Genomic DNA, 22,265 nt, shown 5'->3' with positions numbered 1-22,265 from the left:
CATCAGCCATGCAGGAAGAGAAGACCCGCCAGAACGCCCATGAGCACAATCAGGATCGCGTCGGCAGCCCTGTAGAGGCGCAGAGCGCGGCGGATATCAGCCGCCACAGCTTGGCGCCGACCGCCCTCGCCCATCAGCGCGTCGTCGACCAGCACACCGCCATAGTTGCGCGGCCCCGCAAGCGCCAGCCCGAGCGCACCGGCCATCGCAGCCTCCGGCCATCCAGCGTTGGGCGAACGGTGCCGCCACGCATCGCGCCTTACGGTGCTCCAGGTTTTCACCGGCGAGCCTGTGCCTGCAAACCAGGCCGCAGCCACGATCAGCAGCGCCGTCAGACGCGAGGCGGGCAGGTTTATGAGATCGTCGAAGCGCGCCGCCGCCCAGCCGAACGCCTGGTGCCGCGGCGTGCGATGGCCCACCATGCTGTCGGCGGTGTTGACGGCCTTGTAGACGAGCGCGCCCGGCAACCCCAGAACCGCCAGCCAAAACGCCGGCGCCACCACGCCGTCCGAAAAATTCTCCGCAAGGCTCTCGATGGCCGCGCGGGAAACCCCCGCCTCGTCAAGCACTGCAGTATCACGGCCGACGATCATCGAGACGGCCCGACGCCCGGCTTCCAGCCCCTCGGTCTCAAGCGCGGACGCAACAGCCTCGACGTGGGAAGCAAGGCTGCGCTGGGCAATGAGCGAACTGGCCAGAAGCGCAGTAAAGAGGAGCCCGGCGCCAGCGCCCAGCAGCAACTGAAGCCCCCAACCGGCCCCGCCCGCGACCGCCAACAGAATACACAGAGCTGCAACCCCGCCGGCGCGCCGGCTCTGCAGGGTCCAGCCCTGCCGGTTCAGCATCCGGTCGAGGAAACCGATCAGTCGCCCGATCCACGTGACGGGATGGCCGATCGCGCGAAACAGGCGATCCGGATAGCCGAGCGCCAGTTCCAACACGAGCGACAGGAAGGCTAGAAGGACGAACATGGCGTTGCTGAGGGACAATCCGGCAAGGGAGGTGACCGATCACGGCGGCAGTCTTTCGCGCGCCGAGGCGCTTTTCCCCGGTGCACCGAAGCCCTGGCTCGATCTTTCCACGGGCATTAGCCCGCATCCCTATCCGCTTTCCGATCTATCTGCCAGTACCTTCCAGCGCCTGCCGGAGCCAGCACAGCTTGAAGCGCTCATGGATGCTGCAGCACAGGCCTATGGCGCGCCGGGCGCCATGAACATCGCGGCCGCGCCGGGCACCCAAATCCTGCTCCCGCTGGTGGCAGGCCTCGTCGCCGGGGGCAAGGCGGCCATTCTGTCGCCCACCTATGCAGAGCACAGGCGCGCGGCCGCCATTGCCGGGCATGACGTGAGCGAAGTCTCCGACTTCAGCGCACTTTACGACGCCGACCTTGCCGTCGTCGTCAATCCGAACAATCCCGACGGCCGGATCACCGCTCGTGCCGATCTCCTGCATCTGGCCGAGCACATGCGGGCGAAAGACGGTCTTCTCGTGATCGATGAAGCCTTTATGGACGTCGGAGCGCGCGCGGAGGCGCTGGACGGGGATGTTGAAGCCGGCGGCATCGTCGTCCTGCGCTCCTTCGGCAAGTTCTTCGGGCTCGCGGGCATCAGGCTCGGCTTTGCCCTTGCCGCGCACCCGGTTGCGGAAGCATTGCGAGCCCGCCTTGGCCCTTGGGCGATCAGCGGCCCGGCGCTTGAAATCGGCCGGCGCGCCCTCGCCAATCTTCCATGGCAGGCGGAAATGCGCGAGCGCCTTATCCGGCAAGCACTGGAACTCGATACATTGCTGGCTGAAAACGGCCTCACCGTAGCCGGCGGCACGCCGCTCTTCCGTTTCCTGCAAACGGTTCACGCAGCAACCCTCTTCCGGTCATTCGGCGAGGATGGGATCCTGGTGCGCAATTTCCGTGCCTACCCACAGACACTGCGCATAGGATTGCCCGGAGCAGACGAAGAATTCCGCCGGCTGGCGCGATCGCTCGGCCGCTGGCGGAAGGCACAGGGGCAATCGGGATGATCCACGTCACCCCCCTTTCCCAGCTTGCCGCAACACTGGAAGCGAGCAGCGCAGGCCACCTGATCTCGCTCCTTTCCGTTGATGCAGTGCCTCCGCGGCCAGCTCATCTCGATCCGTCCTGCTGCCTGCATATGGCCATGCATGATATTGTCGAGGAGATGCCGGGACTGGTCGCGCCGTCGCGGGCGCACGTCGAAACGCTTCTTGATTTCGCCCACTCCTGGAATCGCACGGCTCCGATGGTGGTGCATTGCTATGCCGGCATCAGCCGCTCGACAGCCGCCGCCTACGCCATCGCCGCAGCGCTCCAGCCCGACCGCGACGAGATGGCGCTTTCGCAGGAGCTCCGCAGCCGCGCACCGTCCGCCACGCCCAACATCCGCATCGTCTCTTTCGCCGACCAAATCCTCGGTCGGCGCGGCCGCATGGTCGCGGCGATCCGCGCCATCGGCCGGGGCGCGGAAGCATACGAAGGAACGCCTTTTGACCTGGATATCCGTTGATGGAGGTCAAGGCGCTCCGACCTATCTACCGGCTGCGTCGAGCGCTCGGAGCCCCTGCAACGCCAAGGCGACCAGCGTTATCAAGCCCTTGGCCGCCACCTTTCAAGGCTGCTGGTCGAGCACCGTCGGAGGTTGGAGCGACTCCGGCGCCCGCCGAGACCAAGATCTGAGGGAGACCTACTGCGGCGACCCCCAGCGCTCGCGGGCGTAAAGCTCTATCATCCAGCCGATCTCCCGCGCGATGGCGTCGACATCGGAGGCGGGGCCTTCCGTCGCCATCTCGTCGGCGGCCAAAATGGTTTCCGCGATCAGATGAGCGGCAATATCGAGATCCTCCTCCGACGCCATCCGCACCCCTCGTGCGCGCAGGCCGTCGCGGATGATGGCGGCGAGCTGCGTCCGGAATGCCATACGGATGTCGCGCAGCATCGGCACGGCGCGCATGGCCCGCATGATCCAGATCCCGCCGGGCCTGCTCTGCGTGATCTTGTTCAGCTGCTTCAGGACCTCGGCAATCTCGTTCGCCGCCTCGGGGAAAGTCTCAGCGGGTTCCACCCGCTCCTGCCATAATCCTCCCACTGCCTCCAACTGCGCCGTGGACAGCCGGCGGGCGAGTTCGGCAAGGATCGCGTACTTGTTAGGAAACCAGCGGTAGAGAGCAGGTGGCGTCATCCCCGCCCGTTCGCAGATCATGTTGGTCGAAAGCCGCTCGACCCCAACCTCGCCCAGCAGACGGCCCGTCACGTCGAGAATGGTCTCGAACGTGCTTTTCGCGCGCTTCTGCGACGGTTGCAGCTTGGCCTCAAGCTGCGCTGCCTTGCGAACAGGCGCACGAGGGCGACTTGATCGCTTCTGTGGCGTTTTCAACGTCCTCTCACCCCCAACCGCATTGCATCTGGTACAATGCGCAGTCCCCGCACGAATGGATGTCATTTTTGCCATCCCTATGCAAGCGCCAGCTGCTTGGTGAAGCCGGGTGGACGGAATACTTTCGCCTCCCGGGAAGCCTATCTGCCGCCCTGTTTCCGGCCCTTTCGAGCTGATTCCCCCCCGCCGCGGTTAGGAATTGTTAGAATTTTATGGGTTATGGTCGGCGTATGATGCGCGCCATAATGATCGCCGTTGTGCTTCTGGCGCTTGGCGGCTGTGCCTCCACGCCAGGAAACATCAACAATCTCTGTTCCGTGTTCGACCAGAAGGACGGCTGGTTCGGCGGCTGGTATAGCGATGCCAAACGCGCCGAGCGTCAGTACGGCGTGCCGGTTCCCGTGCTGATGGCAACCATCCGCACCGAATCCGGCTTCAAGGCCAATGCCAGACCTCCACGCAAAAAGCTGCTCGGTTTCATTCCCTGGAAGCGTCCTTCCAGCGCCTATGGCTACTCCCAGGCCCTCGACGGCACATGGGATCGCTATCGGCGCGAAACCGGCAGACGAGGCGCCCGCCGTGGCGATTTCGCCGACGCGGTGGACTTCGTCGGGTGGTATCACCGCCAGAGCCACCACAAAAACGGCATCGCGCTCGACGACACCTACAATCTCTACCTGGCTTACTATGCCGGCCACGCCGGCTATTCGCGCGGCACCTGGCAAAACAACGCGCACATGAAGAAGGCCGCCGGCAGGGCGGCAGCGATGGCGAACGACTACGCCTACCAGATGCAGCGCTGCGGACGGTAGGCGGCTGCCGCCGAAAACCGGTGCCCTTCCACACCCATTCGAGGGCGTTTGCCCCTTTTCGGGACCCCTTTCCCACTTCGAGCAGGTGGACGACAGAGCGCGAAGAGGGCAACATGCGGCGGACACACGCGCGGGGTCCGGCATTGGAAATCGGAAGTGAAAAAAGATAGACCGGTAGGGAGGACATCTCGATGTTGAGGAAGACGACACTCGTGGCCGCGCTCGCCGCGACGGCATCGTTCGGTGCTGCGGCCTACGCCCAGGAACCCGTAGAACTTCGCTTCATGTGGTATTCCGACGGCAACGAAGGCGATGTCATGGCCGATCTTCTGTCCCGCTTCGAGGAGGAGAACCCGGACATCAAGGTGGTGCTCGACAACGTCGCCTACACCGTCATCCGCGATCAGCTTCCCGTGCAGCTTGAGGCCGGCCAGGGGCCGGATCTCGCCCGCGTTACCACGTTGAAGGACCTCGCCCCCCATTGGCTCGACCTGCGCGACCTCGTCGAGGACGCGTCCTATTGGGAGGAGAATTTCGGCAACTATCTCGACTGGATGCGGCCGGAAGGCAGCGACATCATCCCCGGCTACATGACCCAGCTCACCGTCACCGGGCCCTTCGTCAACCGAACGCTGTTCGAGCAGGCGGGCGTGGAGCTTCCAGGCGAGGACGCCACCTGGGACGAATGGGCCGAAGCAGTCAAGCAAGTGGCCGAGGACCAGCAGATTCCGATCCCGCTCGCCATGGACCGCTCCGGCCACCGCTTCACCGGCCCCGCCATCTCCATGGGGGCCGGCTTCATCGGCGAGGACGGCATGCCTGCCGTCATCGACGACGGTTTCAAGGCCATGGCGGAGCGGATCGCCCGGTGGCACGAGGACGGCACGATGTCGCCGGAGATCTGGGGTAGCGTGTCAGGCACCACCTATCGCGGCGCCAACGAGGAGTTCGCCAACGCCGAAGTCGTCATGTACTACTCCGGCTCCTGGCAGATCGCGCAGTTCGAAGAGACCATCGGCGACGCCTTCGACTGGGCGGCCGTTCCCAACCCCTGCGGCCCGGCGGCCTGCACCGGCCTTCCCGGTGGCGCCGGCGTGGTCGGCATCAAGTACACGGAGCATCCCGAAGAGGTCGCCCGCCTTATCGACTGGCTGGCAAGCGAGCCGGTTCTGAAGGAGTTTTACGAGCGCACGCTGTTCCTGCCTGGGCACAAGGGGCTCACCGAAGCCGGCCTCGACTACCAGTCGGACAATCCAAATGTGAAGGAGTCGCTCGACACCTTCGTTGGCGCCGTCGGCAATCTCGCCCCCCTCGCCAACCGCATGCCGTCCTGGGAGTGGGCGAACGTCGTCTACTTCGCCATCATCGGCCGCCTCGGCCAGGTGGTAGCGGGCGAGCTTTCGCTGGAGGAGGCCTATAGCCGCATTGAGGATGACATTGCGCAGCAGGTCGAGGAGGCGCAGCGGTAGGCGGCTGGTGGAGTGCGTTGGGATCCAGGAGGGGGCCCGTCAGCGACAGCCCACTCGAAGCCATGACGGCCGAGGCTAGACATGAAACCGCCGGCGAGCGTCTCGCCGGCCTTCTCCTGGCCCCCGTCCGCTGGGGGATGAACCTCATCGACCGCCCGATGACATGGCTGCAGCGGCGGCTAGGTCTCGGCGGTGTGGCCGCCGCATTCCTGGCGCCGAACCTGCTCGTCTTCGGCATCTTCGTGCTGTTCCCGATGATGCTGAACGTCGCCTACTCGTTCACCGGCGGCGGGGCGCTGTTCCTTAACAACCGCGTCTTCGTCGGCACGCTGCAATACGAGACCCTGCTTTCCTGCCGCGACTTTCTCGATGCCTCCTCCTGCCGCGAGGACCGGTTCTGGCGCGCCGTCGGCAACACCGGCTTCTTCGTCATCGTGCAGGTTGCGGCGCTGGTGCTGATCTCGCTTGCCACGGCACTGGTGCTCAACCGCGAAATGCGGGCACGCGGCTTCTGGCGTGCTGTCTTCTTCTTTCCCGTGCTCCTGTCGCCGGTGGTTGTGGCGCTGATATGGAAATGGATCCTGCAGAGGAACGGTCTCTTGAATGCGGTGCTCGTGGAATTGAGCTTCGAGCCCACCCTGTGGCTGGTCAACCGCGGCTGGGCGATGTTCTGGGCGATATTTCTCTCCATCTGGGCCCATCTCGGCTTCTACACGCTCATTCTGCTCGCCGGCCTGCAGGCCATCCCGCGTGAACTCTACGAGGCCGCAGAGATGGACGGAGCGCCGAGCTGGCGGGTGCTTACCCGCATCACCCTGCCGCTTCTGTGGCCCAATCTGGTCGTCGTCATCCTCCTGGCGCTGATCCGCGCCGTGCAGGTCTTCGACGAGGTATTCGTGCTTACCGGCGGCGGCCCCGGCACGGCGACGCTCTTCCTGGTGCAGTACATCTACGAGACGGGCCTTGCCCAGCAGGTGCGCAATCTGGGGCTGGCCTCCGCCGCCTCCATCCTCATGGCCGCCGTGCTGATCGTGCTGACACTCGTTCAGCTTCTCGCCTCGGCCTGGCGAGAGCGGAAGGAGCAGCGATGAGCGGGATCGCCACTTTCCTCACCCGTCGGCGCGGGGGCGCTTCCTGGCACTTCACCGACGTGCTGGCCTGGATTTGGCTTTTAGCCGGGCTTCTGTTGATGTTCGGCCCGGTGGTCTGGCTGGGGCTTTCCTCGTTCAAGACCCGCGCGGCCCTAAGCGAGTTCCCCCCAACGCTGCTGCCCTACGAGACGTCGGTGGTAGAAGTCGAAGGCTTCGACGAGCCACTGCCGCTCTACAGAGTGAAGACGGAAGACGGTGAAGAGCGCCTGCTGGTCCAGGTCCGTCGCATCGGCACTGTGGCGCAGATGGCCGACCCGGAAGCGCCCGACGAGATCATCCGTGTGCCGCTTGTCGCCCGCGAGCCGGTGCGGGAGGTCAGGCTCGCCACGGAAAACTATTCGACACCCTTCGAGCGCTACAACTTCCTGCGCTATTTCTACAACTCCGTCTTCGTGACGGTTGTGGCGACCATCATCACGCTGATCTTCAACTCCATGGCCGCCTTCGCTCTGTCCAAATACCAGTTCAAGGGCCGCACTGCCGTGCTCGCCGTTATCCTCGCCACGCTGATGGTGCCGCTTTCGGTGATCATCGTCCCACTGTTCTCCGTCATCAACGGACTCAATCTTTTCAACAGCCTGTGGGGCGTGATCCTGCCGACGGTGGCCACGCCGACGGGCGTATTTCTGCTGCGCCAATACATGCTCACCATCCCCGACGAGCTTCTCGAGGCCGCCCGCATGGACCATGCATCCGAATGGAAGATCTACTGGCGCATCGTCCTGCCGCTCGCCATGCCCGCGGTGGCGGTGCTTGCCATCTTCTCGGTCATGTGGCGCTGGAATGACTTTCTCTGGCCGCTGATCGTGTTGTCCGACCAGGAACTTTATACCCTGCAGGTAGGCCTCAACTCCTTCCAGGGCGAACTTAACGTGCAATGGCACTACGTCCTGGCGATGACGGTGGTCAGCATGTTGCCGGTGGTGGTGATCTTTGCCTTCCTGCAACGCTTCATCACCTCCGGCATCGCCTCGACCGGTATCAAATAGGCCGCAGCGCATGAGCCATCTCGAACTGAAAAACGTCAGCAAGTCCTTCGGCCCCGTCGAGGTGCTCCACCAGGTCGACATTGAGGTGAAGGACAAGGAGTTTGTCGTCTTCGTTGGTCCCTCCGGCTGCGGCAAGTCCACGCTGCTGCGCATCATCGCCGGCCTTGAAAAGGCGACCTCGGGAGAGGTGATGCTCGATGGCGAGGTGGTGAATCATCTGGCGGCCGCCGACCGCGGGCTCGCCATGGTCTTCCAGTCCTACGCGCTTTACCCGCATATGAGCGTGCGCCAAAATCTCTCTTTTGGGCTGGAGAATACCAAGACGCCCAAGGACAAGATCGAGGAGCGCGTTGCCGAGATCGCCCGCATGCTGAGGATCGAGGAGCTTCTGGCGCGCAAGCCGCGGCAGCTTTCCGGCGGCCAGCGCCAGCGCGTGGCCATCGGTCGGGCCATGGTGCGCCGACCGGGCGTCTTCCTGCTCGACGAGCCGCTGTCGAACCTCGACGCCGAGCTGCGTGTGACCATGCGCGCCGAACTCGCCGCGCTCCACAAGCGGCTCGACGCCACCATGATCTACGTCACACATGACCAGACGGAAGCCATGACCCTGGCCGACCGTATCGTTGTCCTGCGCGACGGGCGGGTGGAGCAGATCGGCACGCCGCTCGAACTCTACAACCGCCCGGCCAACCGCTTCGTCGCCGGCTTCATAGGTGCACCGCACATGAACTTCCTGGAAGGCCGCTTTACGGGCGGGGACGATGGCGCAGCGCGCATCGAGCTTGATGGCGGGCACGTGCTGTTGCTGCCCATTCCGGCGCGGCCGGAGGGCGAGCCCATTACCATCGGCATCCGACCGCACCACATCGAGACGGAGGGCGGGCAGGCGCGCATCCCCGCCACCGTGACCCTTGTCGAAGCGCTCGGCCCCGAGACGATCGTCCATGCCGAGGCGGAAGGCCAGCCTCGCATCGTCGCCGCTCTTGCAGGACAGCGGTCGATCACCAGCGGCAACACCATTTCGCTGGCCCTCGATGAGCGGTTTCTCCATGCCTTCGACGCGGATGGAAAGCGCATCGAGGAGAGCAGGGTGGCTGAGGAGATATAAAGGCCGAAGCCGGCCTCACATCGCTCACGGCGCGAAAAGCCGCTAAGCTCCACACCACAACCCGCGGGATAAGGAAGACAGAAGAATGCAGCCAGTGTGGGCAATCGGCCTGATGACCGGGACCGTTCTCGACGGCAACATCGACATCGCGGCGATCAAGACGGATGGGGAGCGGATCGAGGCGTTCGGGCCTTGGGCGCTGGCGCCCTACCCTGCCGGAATGCGCGAATTGCTGGCCGAGACGTTGCAGGCCGCCCGCGCGTGGGGCTTCGAGGGGCCGGAGCCGGCGATCTTCCACGAGGCGGAGATTGCGCTCAGCGAGGCACAGGCGCATGCGGTGAAGGCGTTTCTGGAAGAGCACGGCTTTACACCCGCGGACATCGCGGCGGTGGGCTTTCACGGGCAGACCGTGCTGCATATCGCGCCGGAGGGCGGCAGACGTGGACACACACGGCAGTTGGGGGATGGCGCGCGGATGGCGGCGATCGTCGGCACCGACGTGGTCTATGATTTCCGCTCTGTCGATGTGGCGGCCGGTGGTCACGGCGCGCCTCTTGCACCGATCTACCACAAGGCGATGCTCGAGAAGATCGGCGCCGGCGGCGACACCGCCATCCTAAATCTCGGCGGCGTGGCGAACATCACCTGGGCGAGCGAGGAGCAGCTGATCGCCTTCGATACGGGGCCGGCCAATGCACCCCTCAACGATTGGATCGCTAGGCACGACGCCGGCACCATGGACCGCGACGGAGAAATCGCCGCCGCCGGTACGGCGGACGAGGAGCGTCTTCACGTGCTGCTTCAGCATTCCTACCTGGCGGCACCTTTCCCAAAGTCGCTCGACAGGTTCGACTTTGACGCCGCGATGGCCGATGGACTAACGCTTGCCGACGGGGCGGCGACGCTGGCGGCTTTTACCGCCGGTGCCGTCGGTAAGGCGCTTGACCTGTTACCGAGGAGGCCGAAGCGCCTCGTCGTTTGCGGCGGCGGCCGCAAAAATCCCGTGATAATGCGGGAGATCGGCAAGCGGGCCGCTGTCGAGGTGCTGCCAGCGGAGAACGTGGGGCTGCGCGGAGACGCGGTGGAGGCGGAATGCTTCGCCTATCTGGCGATAAGGTCCCTGCGCGGGCTGCCGCTGAGCTTCCCGCAGACCACCGGCGTGAGCACCCCCCAGACCGGCGGCATTCTGGCTTCAGTGGCGGCTGCGATCAGCAGGACCGGCTCCGCCTGAAGGCTCTCCTCCCAAAGGCTGTAGCGATGGTGGCAGGATATCGGAAAACCTTTTCCAAAATCCTTGCCACCAACGCTGTTTCGTGTCACCTTCAGTTAAGGAAAAGGTTTTCCTAATTGGCAATCGGCGGGAGGAGCCGCTGCCAGCGTAAGGGAAAGCTTGCTCCTGCCGCGGAGCATGGCGAGCTCCGTGACCGGTTCCGCTATATGGGAGGAAATCATGAAAGTGTTGAACGCCCGGGGTGTCGGGAAAGCCGTGCTTGCCACGGCTGCGGCCGTCTTCATGGCCGGCACGGCACTTGCCCAGGACATGACCATGTGGGTGCGCGACGGAAGTGCTGCGAACGCCGGCAAGGTGCTCGCCGAGTTGTGGAACGAGACGCATCCCGACAACCAGATCGAAGTCACCGTCATCCCCAACCTGCAGATGGTGACCAAGCTCGCTACCAGCATCGCCGCCGGCGACCCGCCGGATCTGATCTCGCTCGACCTGATCTACATGCCGGACTTCATGCGCGCCGGCTCGCTGGTCGACATCACCGACGAGGCGGAAAAGAACCCCAATTTCGACAAGGTGATCGACGCCTATAAGGAGATCTCCACCTATGAAGGCCGCACCTACGGCACCGGCTTCACGCCGGACGTCTCGGTCATCGCCTGGAACAAGGACCTGTTCCGCAAAGCAGGCCTCGACCCGGAGAAGCCGCCACGCACAATCTACGAGATTCATGAGATGGCGAAGAAGGTCGCCGCGCTCGGCGACGACACCTACGGTTTCTACTTCTCGGGCTCCTGCCCGGGCTGCAACATCTTCGTCACCTCGCCGCTAATGGTCGCCGGCGGTGCCAAGATGCTGCCGCGCAATGGCGAGGACACCGCACTCGAGGGCGAAGCGGTCAAGGAGGTGCTCCAGGTCTACCGCGACATGTGGACCGAGGGCCTGATCCCCGAAAGCGCGGAGACCGACAACGGGGCGAACTTCGTCTCCGGCTTCACCAACGGAAATGTCGGCATCGCGGGCACGGGCGGCTTCGTCATTCCGCTGGTGGAATCGGACTTCCCCGACCTCGACTACGGCGTGGCCCTCTTGCCGGGCCTCAAGGAAGGCCAGGTCTCCGCCTTCGTGGGCGGCGATACAATCGCCATCCCGCGCGGTTCAAATAACGAGGAGTTGGCGCGCGAGTTCATCAACTGGTCGCTTTCAGACGAGGCTCAGTTGGAGGGGCTGGCCAAGAACGGCATCCTGCCAGTGCGCGCCGATCTCGCCACCGACAACAAGTATTTCGCGGACCAGCCAAAGGTGCAGGTGACGGCGGAAGCGCTCAAGGTCGGCTACGTCCCGTGGGTTTTCCACTTCGCTGACATGGTGAATTCGGATTCGAGCCCGTGGATCAATATGCTGCAGCGCGCGGTCTTCGACGGCGAGATCGATGAAGCCATCGAGGAAGCGCGCGAGCGCATGATCGAGATCGCCAGCGAGTAGGAGGCGCGAGGGGCGTGACTGCGTGAAAGCAGGAAGTTCGGAGATGCAGGCACCCTATGTCGCCCCCCTCTGTCCCGCCGGACATCTCCCCCACAAGGAGGGAGATCAGCCGACTGTTCGCGCCGTCGCTTTTCCTGCGGCGCCGACGATTGGCGAAGGTCTTCGCGACGGCGCAATCTCCCCCCTCGTGGGGGAGATGTCCGGCAGGACAGAGGGGGGCGCCGCAGGGCGTCGGCATCACCAAACACCATAACGAGGCACGAACCCAAGCACATGTACGCCAACTCCAGCAGATATGTCGGGCTCCTGTTCATGACGCCGGCCCTCCTGTTCGTGGCCGTGTTCGTCTTCTATCCGCTGGGGCAGCTTGTCTACACCTCGATGACCGACGCCTCGCTGCTCGGCGGCGGCAAGTTCGTAGGGCTCGAGAACTACGCCAAGGCGTTCTCGGACAGGGGCTTCTGGCGCTCGCTCTGGTTCACCGTCAGCTACACGCTCTACATCACTCCGGTACTGATGGGGCTCGGCTTTCTGGCTGCCCTGCTCACCACCGAGAACACGAGGCTCAAGCAGGTCACGCGCGGCGCCATCTTTCTGCCCGTGGTCATCGGCCTGGCCTCCTCCAGCTTCATCTGGCTGTGGTTGTTCGATCAGCAGGTGGGCCTGTTCAACAGGCTCCTAGTCGACATCGGCATTCTCGACAAGCCGCTGGTGTGGTTTCGCTCGGCCGAACTCGGCCAGCTTGCCGTCATCATCTCGGTGACGTGGAAGATCGTCGGCTTCGGCATGATCCTTATGGTCGCCGGCATCCAGTCCATCGGCGACGACCTTATCGAGGCGGCGATGATCGACGGCGCCAGCTACTGGCAGCGCGTGCGCCGCATCATCCTGCCGCTCGCCGCCCGCAGCATTCTGCTGGCGACGCTCATCAGCGCCATCGGCTCCATGCTTGCCTTCGACCAGTTCTACATCATGACCAGCGGCGCCCCGCGCGGGCAGACCTTCACCTCGGTCTACTGGATTTACCAGAACTCGTTCGTCTACTTCAAACTCGGCTATGGCAGTGCGCTGTCGCTTATCCTGATGGTGATCATCATGGCGGGCGCGGCCGTCCAGATCGCGCTGACCAGCCGGAAAGGGCGCTCGTGAGCGACATTCCCCTCGAAAGAAGCGCCGTCGGCGTCTCCACCCGTAGGGTCGGCACTAGATTGCCGGCACGGGTGATCGTCGCGCTGATCTGCTGGCTGGTGATCGCCATCATGGCCTGGCCGCTCATCATGTCCTTCCTTGCCTCCTTGAAGCCGCAGGCGGAGGTGACGGCCATCCCGCCCGACTACCTGCCGCATTCCTTGAGCCTGCAGAGCTATCTGACGGTCTATGAATACCAGGCGGGACTGCCCACCTACCTTTTCAACTCCTCTATGGTGGCCTTCCTGACCATCCTCTTCTGTCTCGCGCTCGCCGTGCCGGCAGGGTACGGGCTCGCCCGCTTCCACGTGCCGTTCAAGGAGGTCCTGTTCCTCCTCCTGCTCGCGAGTATGATGATCCCCTACCAAGCGCTTTTGACGCCACTCTTCCTGATGTTCACCAAGCTCGGGTTGACCAACAACCATGTCGGCTTGGCGATCATCCACACGATCCTGCAACTGCCGTTCAGCGTCTACGTGATGCGCAATGCCTTCGAGGGTATCCCCCGCGAACTGGAGGAGGCGGCGATCGTCGACGGGTGCAGCCCGTTGCAGATCCTCGGCCGTGTCTTCATGCCGCTGGCTGTGCCCGGCATGGTGACGGTCGCGCTGTTTGCCTTCATCATGAGCTGGAACGAGTTCCTCGCCGCCCTCATCTTCATGAGCAAGGAGACCTCCTTCACGCTGCCGGTGCTTTTGACTAGCGTGATCGGCAGTTTCTACGGTTCTGTAGCCTGGGGCCCGCTGCAGGCTGGCGTGATGGTCTCCGTCATTCCATGCATCGCCATCTATTTCCTGCTGCAGCGCCACTACGTGTCCGGCTTCCTGAGCGGCGCGGTGAAATAGGCGGTCCCGCGATGAAAGATCCAGCCAATCCCACGAGCCGCACACCGGAAGATGACCGGCTGCGGCGCCGGATCGGCCCTACCATCCGCGACGTGGCGCGCATGGCCAATGTGAGCATCGGCACGGTCTCGAAGGCGCTTAACAACAACGGCAGCCTCAAGGCCGAGACGCGCGAGCGCGTCATCGCCGTGGCCAACGCGCTCGGCTTCCGCCCCAACAGCCTGGCTCAGAGCCTGCACCGGCGGCATAGCTTCACCGTCGGCCTGATCTCCAACGATAGCTTCGGCCGCTTCACCATGCCGATCGCCGAGGGCCTTGAGGCATGCCTGGCCGACCGGCAGATCGCCGTCTTCATGTGCAATGCCACCGACGACCCCGAGCGCGAGCGCCAGCACGTGGAGCAGCTCTTGGGCAAGCGGGTTGACGGCATGGTGATCACCGCCCGCCGCGCCGACCGTCGGCCGGGACTCGACGGTGCGCTGCGCGGGCTACCGGTCATCTACGTATTTTCCCAGTCCGACGATCCCGAGGCCGTGTGCCTGCTGCCCGACGACGAGGGCGGCGCGCGCATGGCCGTCGAGCACCTGATCGGGCTGGGACGGCAGCGCATAGCCCACATCACTGGGCCGGAGCGCTTCGAGGCCGTGCGCCTGCGCCGCGACGGATATCGCCAAGCGCTGACGGCAGCGGGGCTTGCGGAAGGCGAAGGCTACTATCTGAGCGGAGATTGGTCGGAGAAATGGGGCTACGATGCAGCCGCTCGGCTCTTCGCCCACGGGCGGGAGCCGCCGGACGCGCTCTTCTGCGGCAATGACCAGATCGCCCGCGGTGCCGCCGACGCGCTGCGCGAGCGCGGCATCGCCGTGCCCGAGGATGTCGCCATCGTCGGCTTCGACAACTGGAACGTCATGACCGAGGCCAGCCGTCCGCCGCTCACCAGCGTCGATCTCAATCTCCGCGCGCTCGGCCGCGAGGCTGGCCGCCGCCTGATTGCCATGATCGACGGTACGCCGATGCGGGGCGTCAGCCGCCTGCCATGCACCCTGGTGATCCGCGAATCCTGCGGTGCCAAGACGGACACTCTAACGGGAACGGAAGACTATGCGTAGATACACTCCGGCCAGATTCACAGACGTCAAACTCACCGGCGCATTCTGGCGCGAGCGGCTCGATACTGTCCTTGCCCGAACAGTGCCTAGCCAGCACCGCCAGCTCGCCGCACACGGCATCCTGGAATCCTTGAAGTTGCCGAAGCCCGTGCCGCCGGTCTCCATCCCGCCCAACCGGCATAACTTCACAACGCAGATCTTTTGGGATTCCGACGTCGGCAAATGGATCGAGGTGGCCAGCTACGCGCTCGCCCACAAGCGCGACGCCGAGATCGAAGCGCAGATCGACGCCGTCGTCGAGGATTTGGCCAAGGCCCAGCTTCCCGACGGCTATCTGAACTGCTGGTACATCCAACGCGAGCTTGAAAACCGCTGGACAAACCTCAGGGACAACCACGAGCTCTACAATGCCGGACACCTGTTGGAAGGTGCCATCGCCTACTACCAGGCGACCGGCCGCCGCCGCTTCCTCGACATCATGGAGCGCTATCTCGACCACATCGCTGAGACCTTCGGCACGGGCCCCGGCCAGAAGCGCGGCTATCCCGGCCACCCGGAGATCGAGCTGGCGCTGGTCAAGCTCTATCACCTCACTGGCGATAAACGCCGCCTCGACCTAGCCGCCTATTTCGTCAACGAGCGGGGCGCAAAGCCGAACTATTTCGACATCGAGGCCGAAGCCCGCGGCGACGATCACTACTGGGCGGGCACTCACGAATATTCACAGTCCCACAAGCCGGTGCGCGAGCAGGACAAGGCCGTCGGCCACGCTGTGCGCGCCATGTATCTCTACACGGCCATGGCCGATCTCGCCGCCGAGCTCGACGACGCGGCGCTCAAGAGGGCCTGCGAGCGGCTGTGGGAAGACATCACCACCAAACGCATGTACGTGACGGCCGGCGTCGGCCCCTCGGCGCACAATGAAGGCTTCACGAAGGACTACGACCTCCCCAACGATACCGCCTACGCAGAGACCTGCGCCTCCGTTGCCCTCATCCTGTGGGCGCAGCGCATGCTCAACCTTGACCTCGAAGGCAAATATGCAGACACGCTCGAACTCGCCCTCTTCAACGGCGCGCTGACGGGGCTGAGCCGCGACGGCGAGCACTATTTCTACGACAATCCGCTGGAGAGCGACGGCAGCCACACGCGCTGGGCCTGGCATCCCTGCCCTTGCTGCACGATGAACGCCTCGCGGTTGATCGCCTCGGTCAGCGGCTATTTCTACGCCACTAGTGCCGACTCGCTGATCGTGCACCTCTACGGCGGCACCGAGACCACGCTCGATGTCGCCGGCACCAGGGTCGGCGTCATGGAGGAAAGCGATTATCCCTGGTCTGGCGCCGTCTCAATCACGCTCACCCCGGAAGCCGAAACCGAGTTCGGCCTCAAGCTGCGCATCCCCGGCTGGGCGCGCGGGGCGCGGGCGAAGGTAAACGGCGAAGAGATCGACGTGGCGGCGAATACTGTCAACGGCTACCTCGGCATCCGCCGCCGTTGGGCAAAGGGCGATCGCGTCGAGCTCGACCTGCCCATGCGCCCCGAGCGCGTCTACGCCAATCCGCAGGTCTCGGCGGATTTCGGTCGCGTGGCGCTGAGGCGCGGACCGCTGGTCTATTGCCTGGAGCAAGCTGACAATCCCGGTATCCCCGTCCGGCAGACGCGCCTGCCGCGAAATTCAGAGGTACGGGCGCTGGCAAGGAACGACCTCTTCGACGGCGCAACGCTCCTCACCGCCGAGGGAAAGGCTATAGACGACGATGGCTGGCAGCGCGCCCTCTACCGCACCGAGCCGCCGCGCGAACGCCCGGCCACACTGACGGCAATCCCCTATTTCCTCTGGAACAACCGTGGGCCGGGACCGATGCAGGTGTGGATCGCGGAGGAAGTGTAGCTGTCGGGAGGTGTCGGCGCCCGGCACCTCCGTTTAATTCCGCCCAGCCGCCATTCACGGCTTGGGGTCGGCCTTTAGATAGGCGGTGACATTGGCGATATCCTCGTCGCTCTTAAGGCCGGCGAAGGCCATCTTGTTGCCCGGCATGAACCCCTTGGGGTCACGCAAATATGCTGCCAGGTTCTCCTCGTCCCAGACAAGCCCCTGCTCGCCCGCTTCCTTCATCGCTGGGGAATAGCGCGACTGGAACGATTCCAGCGTGCCGGCGGTGCGGCCGATAACGCCGAGCAGTGACGGGCCGACCTTGTTTCTGTCCGTCTCCGCCTCATGGCAGGCCCGGCACTTGTTAAATACCGTCTTGCCGGCGGCCGGGTCTCCCTCCTGGGCTAATGCTGGAATCGGGGCGAGCAACGCGGCGGCAAAGCCGATCCGAATGCAATGGGATACCGATTTCATGACGAATCCTCCTCCCTTTCGGACGCCGCCATGCATTCGGCGACGCAAACGCCTCCCCAGACATTCATCCTGTTGCCCCTCCCCCACACCAACAATGGGCAAATTGTCGCATGCTCCTGTGACATAAGGCCGCAAACCCGGTGCCGAGCAGCACGACCCGCCGTCTCAAACAGGAATGAGACCGAAGCCGATCAACAGCAGTATCAGCACAGAAAGCGCGACCAACAGCGAGGTTTTGGCGTCCATCGCACGACCTCCCGGGACGAAATCGGAGGCATCTCGGCAACATCCGAACATACCGGTTTGCCTCACTTTCCACAGGTTACAGAAGAATAACCGCCGGCGCCAGCCTTGTGCAGCAGCCTGTTCGGCATGCCGTCTCAAAAAAGCATGAGACGACGCAAGTTAAGCCAAGTCGGCTGGCAAGGCGTCGGCAGAAAAAAAGAAGAAAGCGCCGTGGCTCAGGGGTTTGAAATCTTCCGGCTAACCGGAGGCGCGTTGGCCGGCTCTGGATATCCCCGGTCATTTCAGGCTAATATGTCGCCGGCTTCCTGACGGAGGAGAGGTCTACTAGGGAGCCGGGAGGGACGGAGAATGGCCGTCGCACTGATACTCGTTCTTGTGGTCCTGGGCTCGATATTGTTCCATATCTTGAGCCCGTGGTGGTGGACGCCCATTGCGTCCAACTGGGGCTATATCGACGATACGCTCATCATCACCTTCTGGATTACCGGCGCTGTCTTCAGCGCAGTTATCCTGTTCATGGCCTATTGCGTCTACCGCTTTCGCCATAAGGAAGGCGCCAAGGCGGCCTACCAGCCGGAGAGCAAGAGGCTGGAATGGTGGCTAACGATCGTGACGGCGGTGGGCGTGGCGGCAATGCTGGCGCCGGGGCTCTACGTCTGGTCGCAGTTCGTCACCGTTCCCGACGATGCAACCGAGGTCGAGGTGGTGGGGCAGCAGTGGCAGTGGAACTACCGGCTGCCCGGCGAGGACGGCAAGCTTGGCAAGTCCGACAATCGGCTCGTCACCTTCGAGAACCCACTGGGTATCGATCCGGAGGACCCCGCCGGCCAGGATGACATCGTCATCGAAGCGGGTGATCTGCACCTGCCCATAGATAAGCCGGTGAAGATGCTGCTGCGCTCGATCGACGTGCTGCATGATTTCTATGTGCCCGAGTTCCGCGCCAAGATGGACATGGTGCCGGGCATGGTCACCTATTTCTGGTTCACACCGACAAGGACGGGGACGTTCGAGGTGCTGTGCGCGGAGCTGTGCGGCACCGGACACGGCTATATGCGCGGCATAGTCGCCGTGGAGACGGAGGAGGACTATCTGGCCTGGCTCGAGGGGCAGTCCACCTTCGCCGAACTTTCCGCCCCACAGAAACTCGGTGCGGCCGAGGAGGCCGAGCCGTGAGATGAGACGGGAGACGGTTTAACGCGGCACGTTCCGGCGCACCCGGCATTCGGTCGGGCCTCGCCGGGAGGCCTAAGGAGGTGAAGCGATGGTCGATGCCACACCTCGCGCGGAACGGGACATTCCGCCTGCGGAAGTCCCTGAGCTCGAGCTTTACCATCCGAAAAGCTGGTGGACGACCTATGTCTTCTCGCAGGACGCCAAGGTCATTGCCATCCAGTATTCCGGCACGGCGGTGGCCATCGGCCTAGTGGCGCTGGTGCTTTCCTGGCTGATGCGGCTGCAGCTCGGCTTTCCCGGCACCTTCGACTTCATCACCCCGGAAGCCTACTACCAGTTCATCACCATGCACGGCATGATCATGGTGATCTACCTGCTCACGGCGCTCTTCCTCGGCGGCTTCGGCAATTACCTGATCCCGCTCATGGTCGGCGCGCGGGACATGGTCTTCCCCTACGTCAACATGTTGAGCTTCTGGATCTATCTGCTGGCGGTCCTCGTGCTGGCAGCGAGCTTCTTCGCACCCGGCGGGCCGACAGGGGCGGGCTGGACGCTCTACCCCCCGCAAGCGATCCTCGGCGGCACGCCCGGCGGCCAGGACTGGGGCATCATCCTGATGCTGGTCTCGCTGATCCTGTTCATCATCGGCTTCACCATGGGTGGGCTTAACTACGCGGTAACGGTCATCCAGGGCCGCACGCGCGGAATGACCCTAATGCGCATGCCGCTGACCGTCTGGGGTATTTTTACCGCCACCGTGATGGCGCTGCTCGCCTTCCCGGCTCTGTTCGTGGCCTGCGTCATGATGCTGTTCGATCGGGTGCTCGGCACCTCGTTCTTCATGCCGGCGCTGGTCGAGATGGGCGAGCAATTGAGCTACGGCGGCGGCAGCCCGATCCTGTTCCAACACCTGTTCTGGTTCTTCGGCCATCCGGAGGTCTACATCGTGGCACTTCCGGCCTTCGGCATCGTCTCGGACCTGATCTCGACCCATGCGCGCAAGAACATCTTCGGCTACCGCATGATGGTGTGGGCGATTGTCATCATCGGCGCACTCTCCTTCATCGTCTGGGCGCACCACATGTATGTCTCCGGCATGCATCCCTGGTTCGGCTTCTTCTTCGCCACGACGACACTGATCATTGCCGTACCCACCGCCATCAAGGTCTACAACTGGGTGCTGACCCTGTGGCGCGGCGACATTCACCTCACCGTGCCGATGCTGTTCGCGCTCGCCTTCATCGTCACCTTCGTCAATGGCGGGCTGACGGGGCTTTTCCTTGGCAATGTGGTGGTCGACGTACCCTTGTCCGACACGATGTTCGTGGTCGCCCACTTCCACATGGTGATGGGCGTGGCCCCAATCATGGTCATCTTTGGCGCCATCTATCACTGGTATCCCAAGATCACCGGGCGCATGCTCGAGGATTGGATGGGCCAGTTTCATTTCTGGGTCACCTTCGTCGGCAGCTACGCGATTTTCTTCCCCATGCACTATGTCGGGCTCGTGGGCGTGCCGCGGCGCTATCCCGAGATCGGCGAGGCGGCCTTCATGACCGCGCCGGTGGACAATCTCAACGCCTTCATCTCCGTCGCTGCGCTGATCGTCGGCTTCGCGCAGATGGTGTTCCTGTTCAATCTCGTCTGGAGCCTGCGCTTCGGCAAGGAGGCCGGGCCCAACCCCTGGCGCGCCACGAGCCTGGAGTGGCAGACGCCCACCACCCCTCCTCCGCACGGCAACTGGGGCGATGAGCGGCCGGTGGTCTATCGCTGGGCCTACGACTACTCGGTGCCCGGCGCGCCGGAGGATTTCATCCCCCAGAATGATCCGTGGCCGGAGAAGGTAGCAGCGAGGCCCGCATGAGCGTCATCCTCGTCTTCCTGGCTGTGGTGATCGGCTTCTCCTTCTGGTGGCTCTTCCACCAGAAGGTGATGGAGAAGCCTTGGCTGGAGCATGGCGTGCACACAGCCCTGCCTGAGACCGACGTTTCAGGCATGCCGACGGCCAAGGTCGCGCTGGCCGTCTTTCTTGCCGTCGTCGGCAGCCTCTTCGCGCTGTTCGCCAGCGCCTATTTCATGCGCATGGACTATTCCGACTGGCAGGCGCCACCGCTCCCCCGCATCCTGTGGGTCAACACGGCGATCCTTATCCTTGCCAGCGTCGCCCTTTCCTGCGCCGTGCGCGCTGCCCGCGAGCAGCGCCGCAAGATGACACGCCTTGCACTGGTGACGGCCGGGCTTGCAACGGTGGTCTTCCTGGCCGGCCAGGTGACGGCATGGCGGGATTTGGCGGCTGGCGGGCACTATCTGGACATGAACCCGGCCAACGGCTTCTTCTATCTGATGACAGGCGTGCACGGGCTGCACATCCTGGGCGGCCTCGTCGCTCTCGGGCGGACCACGGTGAAGGCATGGGACGATAACGTGGCGGCGGAGCAACTGCGCCTCGGCGTCGAACTGTGCGCCGCCTACTGGCACTTCCTGCTCCTCGTCTGGCTCGGCGTCTTCGTCCTTCTGGCCGGCTGGGCCGGGGACCTGCTCGCGCTCTGCCGGCAGATACTGACGTGAAGGGGAAACGACGATGGCTGAGACATCGCTGAACGGATTCGGAGCACAGCCCACCCGCCCGAACGGCATGCGCGGCGTCGTCGCCGACTGGGCGTCGGATCAGCGTGCCTTCAAGAGTGCCTCCTGGGGGAAGTCCATGATGTGGATCTTCCTTCTGTCCGATACCTTCATCTTCGGCTGCTTCCTGCTCGCCTACATGACGGCGCGCATGTCGACAACGGTACCGTGGCCCGACGCCAGCTCGGTCTTCGCGCTGCATATCGGCGGGGCCGATATGCCTCTCATTCTGATTGCTATCATGACCTTCGTCTTGATCTCCTCAAGCGGCACGATGGCGATGGCGGTCAACTTCGCCTATCGGCGCAACCGTAGGATGACGGTGATCCTGCTCCTCTTGACGGCGCTGATGGGCGCCACCTTCGTCGGCATGCAGGCCTTCGAGTGGACCAAGCTCATCACCGAGGGCGTACGGCCATGGGGCAATCCGTGGGGGGCGCCACAGTTCGGCGCTACCTTCTTCATGATCACCGGTTTTCACGGCACCCACGTGACCTTCGGCGTGATCTTCCTGCTCATCGTCGCGCGCAAGGTCTGGCGCGGCGACTACGACCGTGGCACGCGCGGCTTCTTCACCAGCCGCCCCGGTGATTACGAACACGTGGAGACGATGGGGCTCTACTGGCACTTCGTTGACCTCGTCTGGGTCTTCATTTTCGCATTCTTCTATCTCTGGTGAGGGACGATCATGTCGGCACCACCTTCAACCCCCGTGCACACCTCCAGCCAAACGGACGCCGCGGCATCCCATGCCGAAGGCCAGCAGCACCCGGTCCGGCTCTATCTGCTCGTCTGGTTCTGGCTGTTCGTGCTCAGCGCCTGTTCCTACCTGGTCGACTATGCCGGCTTCGAAGGCTACCTGCGCTGGAGCCTGATCCTCGTCTTCATGATGCTGAAGGCAGGGCTGATCGTGGCGGTGTTCATGCACATGGTGTGGGAGCGGCTGGCGCTGGTATACGCCATCCTGCTGCCGCCAATCGCCGTCCTCGTGTTCGTCACCATCATGGCGATCGAATCCGACTATACGGCGCTCACACGCATGACATTGTTCTCCGGCGGGGGATGAGGGGCAAAAGTGCCCCCCGCTCTTCAACGATC

The 22,265-nt window shown here is 63.8% G+C and carries 21 protein-coding genes; 18 read left to right on the top strand and 3 right to left on the bottom strand.

The features are described from left to right. Positions 1-2: 2 nt before the first annotated feature. A complete protein-coding gene (cbiB, locus tag N5A92_RS21805; RefSeq protein WP_260906271.1) occupies positions 3-971 on the bottom strand; it encodes an adenosylcobinamide-phosphate synthase CbiB in 969 nt (322 codons plus the stop codon). Here cbiB and cobD point away from each other — a divergent pair. Continuing rightward, entirely contained in the window at positions 970-2,016 is a 1,047-nt protein-coding gene (cobD, locus tag N5A92_RS21800) for a threonine-phosphate decarboxylase CobD (RefSeq protein WP_260906269.1), read from the top strand. The genes cbiB and cobD overlap by 2 nt on opposite strands. Then, complete coding sequence (locus N5A92_RS21795) at positions 2,013-2,519, top strand: tyrosine phosphatase family protein (RefSeq protein ID WP_260906268.1); 507 nt, start codon at positions 2,013-2,015, stop codon at positions 2,517-2,519. The genes cobD and N5A92_RS21795 overlap by 4 nt, the downstream gene beginning before the upstream one ends. A 177-nt stretch (positions 2,520-2,696) precedes the next feature. Here N5A92_RS21795 and N5A92_RS21790 read toward each other — a convergent pair whose 3' ends face one another. After that, positions 2,697-3,386, bottom strand: a complete 690-nt coding sequence (locus N5A92_RS21790) for a TetR/AcrR family transcriptional regulator (protein ID WP_260906266.1) — start codon at positions 3,384-3,386, stop codon at positions 2,697-2,699. A 233-nt stretch (positions 3,387-3,619) separates the two neighbouring features. Here N5A92_RS21790 and N5A92_RS21785 point away from each other — a divergent pair, with 233 nt between their 5' ends. The 11 genes from N5A92_RS21785 (at position 3,620) to N5A92_RS21735 (ending at position 16,664) form a co-directional block, all read left to right on the top strand. Beyond that, positions 3,620-4,198 (top strand): transglycosylase SLT domain-containing protein, encoded by a 579-nt coding sequence (locus tag N5A92_RS21785; protein WP_260906343.1) that lies wholly within the window; start codon positions 3,620-3,622, stop codon positions 4,196-4,198. Between the two features lie 191 nt (positions 4,199-4,389). Further along, the gene (locus N5A92_RS21780; protein WP_260906265.1) at positions 4,390-5,667 is read left to right on the top strand and encodes an ABC transporter substrate-binding protein; all 1,278 of its coding nucleotides are present in this window, start codon (positions 4,390-4,392) and stop codon (positions 5,665-5,667) included. A 62-nt stretch (positions 5,668-5,729) separates the two neighbouring features. Next, entirely contained in the window at positions 5,730-6,758 is a 1,029-nt protein-coding gene (locus tag N5A92_RS21775; RefSeq protein ID WP_260906342.1) for a carbohydrate ABC transporter permease, read from the top strand. Next, positions 6,755-7,807, top strand: a complete 1,053-nt coding sequence (locus N5A92_RS21770) for a carbohydrate ABC transporter permease (protein ID WP_260906263.1) — start codon at positions 6,755-6,757, stop codon at positions 7,805-7,807. Before N5A92_RS21775 ends, N5A92_RS21770 begins: the two co-directional genes overlap by 4 nt. Before the next feature lie 10 nt (positions 7,808-7,817). Beyond that, on the top strand, positions 7,818-8,915 hold the full coding sequence (locus N5A92_RS21765; protein ID WP_260906261.1) for an ABC transporter ATP-binding protein: 1,098 nt from the start codon (positions 7,818-7,820) through the stop codon (positions 8,913-8,915). An 85-nt stretch (positions 8,916-9,000) separates the two neighbouring features. Continuing rightward, positions 9,001-10,146 carry an anhydro-N-acetylmuramic acid kinase gene (locus N5A92_RS21760; protein WP_260906259.1) on the top strand — a complete coding sequence of 382 codons (1,146 nt, stop codon included), beginning with the start codon at positions 9,001-9,003 and terminating at the stop codon, positions 10,144-10,146. 219 nt (positions 10,147-10,365) lie between these two features. Then, positions 10,366-11,628, top strand: coding sequence for an ABC transporter substrate-binding protein (locus N5A92_RS21755; protein ID WP_260906258.1), 1,263 nt, complete (start codon positions 10,366-10,368; stop codon positions 11,626-11,628). A 273-nt stretch (positions 11,629-11,901) separates the two neighbouring features. Continuing rightward, on the top strand, positions 11,902-12,777 hold the full coding sequence (locus N5A92_RS21750; protein WP_260906257.1) for a carbohydrate ABC transporter permease: 876 nt from the start codon (positions 11,902-11,904) through the stop codon (positions 12,775-12,777). Then, a complete protein-coding gene (locus tag N5A92_RS21745) occupies positions 12,774-13,661 on the top strand; it encodes a carbohydrate ABC transporter permease (RefSeq protein WP_260906256.1) in 888 nt (295 codons plus the stop codon). Before N5A92_RS21750 ends, N5A92_RS21745 begins: the two co-directional genes overlap by 4 nt. A gap of 11 nt (positions 13,662-13,672) precedes the next feature. Then, positions 13,673-14,770 carry a LacI family DNA-binding transcriptional regulator gene (locus tag N5A92_RS21740; protein ID WP_260906255.1) on the top strand — a complete coding sequence of 366 codons (1,098 nt, stop codon included), beginning with the start codon at positions 13,673-13,675 and terminating at the stop codon, positions 14,768-14,770. Further along, positions 14,763-16,664, top strand: a complete 1,902-nt coding sequence (locus N5A92_RS21735; protein ID WP_260906254.1) for a glycoside hydrolase family 127 protein — start codon at positions 14,763-14,765, stop codon at positions 16,662-16,664. The genes N5A92_RS21740 and N5A92_RS21735 overlap by 8 nt, the downstream gene beginning before the upstream one ends. A 54-nt stretch (positions 16,665-16,718) precedes the next feature. Here N5A92_RS21735 and N5A92_RS21730 read toward each other — a convergent pair whose 3' ends face one another. Continuing rightward, positions 16,719-17,120, bottom strand: coding sequence for a c-type cytochrome (locus tag N5A92_RS21730; protein WP_260906253.1), 402 nt, complete (start codon positions 17,118-17,120; stop codon positions 16,719-16,721). A 594-nt stretch (positions 17,121-17,714) separates the two neighbouring features. On the opposite strand from N5A92_RS21730, the gene N5A92_RS21725 reads away from it, so the two are divergent. From N5A92_RS21725 to N5A92_RS21705, 5 genes are all read left to right on the top strand, one after another. Further along, positions 17,715-18,542, top strand: a complete 828-nt coding sequence (locus N5A92_RS21725; protein WP_260906252.1) for a cytochrome c oxidase subunit II — start codon at positions 17,715-17,717, stop codon at positions 18,540-18,542. An 88-nt stretch (positions 18,543-18,630) separates the two neighbouring features. Next, positions 18,631-20,406, top strand: a complete 1,776-nt coding sequence (locus tag N5A92_RS21720) for a cbb3-type cytochrome c oxidase subunit I (protein WP_260906250.1) — start codon at positions 18,631-18,633, stop codon at positions 20,404-20,406. Beyond that, positions 20,403-21,110: a cytochrome c oxidase subunit 3 gene (locus tag N5A92_RS21715; protein WP_260906249.1), complete on the top strand. Its 708-nt coding sequence runs from the start codon at positions 20,403-20,405 to the stop codon at positions 21,108-21,110. The genes N5A92_RS21720 and N5A92_RS21715 overlap by 4 nt, the downstream gene beginning before the upstream one ends. Before the next feature lie 13 nt (positions 21,111-21,123). After that, positions 21,124-21,846 carry a heme-copper oxidase subunit III family protein gene (locus tag N5A92_RS21710; protein ID WP_260906248.1) on the top strand — a complete coding sequence of 241 codons (723 nt, stop codon included), beginning with the start codon at positions 21,124-21,126 and terminating at the stop codon, positions 21,844-21,846. A 9-nt stretch (positions 21,847-21,855) separates the two neighbouring features. Beyond that, positions 21,856-22,233, top strand: a complete 378-nt coding sequence (locus N5A92_RS21705) for a cytochrome C oxidase subunit IV family protein (RefSeq protein WP_260906247.1) — start codon at positions 21,856-21,858, stop codon at positions 22,231-22,233. The last annotated feature ends 32 nt before the right edge of the window (positions 22,234-22,265 follow it).

It is taken from the genome of Chelativorans salis, from assembly GCF_025336525.1.
Lineage (GTDB): Bacteria > Pseudomonadota > Alphaproteobacteria > Rhizobiales > Rhizobiaceae > Chelativorans > Chelativorans salis.
This window is presented reverse-complemented; position numbering and strand designations above follow the sequence as displayed.

Bases quoted from the DNA above. Each gene is read 5' to 3' on its own strand.
- N5A92_RS21765 (WP_260906261.1), top strand. From the start codon at position 7,818: ATGAGCCATCTCGAACTGAAAAACGTCAGCAAGTCCTTCGGCCCCGTC.
- N5A92_RS21780 (WP_260906265.1), top strand. From the start codon at position 4,390: ATGTTGAGGAAGACGACACTCGTGGCCGCGCTCGCCGCGACGGCATCG.
- N5A92_RS21725 (WP_260906252.1), top strand. From the start codon at position 17,715: ATGGCCGTCGCACTGATACTCGTTCTTGTGGTCCTGGGCTCGATATTG.
- N5A92_RS21730 (WP_260906253.1), bottom strand. From the start codon at position 17,120: ATGAAATCGGTATCCCATTGCATTCGGATCGGCTTTGCCGCCGCGTTG.
- N5A92_RS21785 (WP_260906343.1), top strand. From the start codon at position 3,620: ATGCGCGCCATAATGATCGCCGTTGTGCTTCTGGCGCTTGGCGGCTGT.
- N5A92_RS21760 (WP_260906259.1), top strand. From the start codon at position 9,001: ATGCAGCCAGTGTGGGCAATCGGCCTGATGACCGGGACCGTTCTCGAC.
- N5A92_RS21720 (WP_260906250.1), top strand. From the start codon at position 18,631: ATGGTCGATGCCACACCTCGCGCGGAACGGGACATTCCGCCTGCGGAA.
- N5A92_RS21740 (WP_260906255.1), top strand. From the start codon at position 13,673: ATGAAAGATCCAGCCAATCCCACGAGCCGCACACCGGAAGATGACCGG.
- cbiB (WP_260906271.1), bottom strand. From the start codon at position 971: ATGTTCGTCCTTCTAGCCTTCCTGTCGCTCGTGTTGGAACTGGCGCTC.
- cobD (WP_260906269.1), top strand. From the start codon at position 970: ATGGCGTTGCTGAGGGACAATCCGGCAAGGGAGGTGACCGATCACGGC.
- N5A92_RS21735 (WP_260906254.1), top strand. From the start codon at position 14,763: ATGCGTAGATACACTCCGGCCAGATTCACAGACGTCAAACTCACCGGC.
- N5A92_RS21755 (WP_260906258.1), top strand. From the start codon at position 10,366: ATGAAAGTGTTGAACGCCCGGGGTGTCGGGAAAGCCGTGCTTGCCACG.
- N5A92_RS21775 (WP_260906342.1), top strand. From the start codon at position 5,730: ATGACGGCCGAGGCTAGACATGAAACCGCCGGCGAGCGTCTCGCCGGC.
- N5A92_RS21770 (WP_260906263.1), top strand. From the start codon at position 6,755: ATGAGCGGGATCGCCACTTTCCTCACCCGTCGGCGCGGGGGCGCTTCC.
- N5A92_RS21795 (WP_260906268.1), top strand. From the start codon at position 2,013: ATGATCCACGTCACCCCCCTTTCCCAGCTTGCCGCAACACTGGAAGCG.
- N5A92_RS21710 (WP_260906248.1), top strand. From the start codon at position 21,124: ATGGCTGAGACATCGCTGAACGGATTCGGAGCACAGCCCACCCGCCCG.
- N5A92_RS21705 (WP_260906247.1), top strand. From the start codon at position 21,856: ATGTCGGCACCACCTTCAACCCCCGTGCACACCTCCAGCCAAACGGAC.
- N5A92_RS21750 (WP_260906257.1), top strand. From the start codon at position 11,902: ATGTACGCCAACTCCAGCAGATATGTCGGGCTCCTGTTCATGACGCCG.
- N5A92_RS21715 (WP_260906249.1), top strand. From the start codon at position 20,403: ATGAGCGTCATCCTCGTCTTCCTGGCTGTGGTGATCGGCTTCTCCTTC.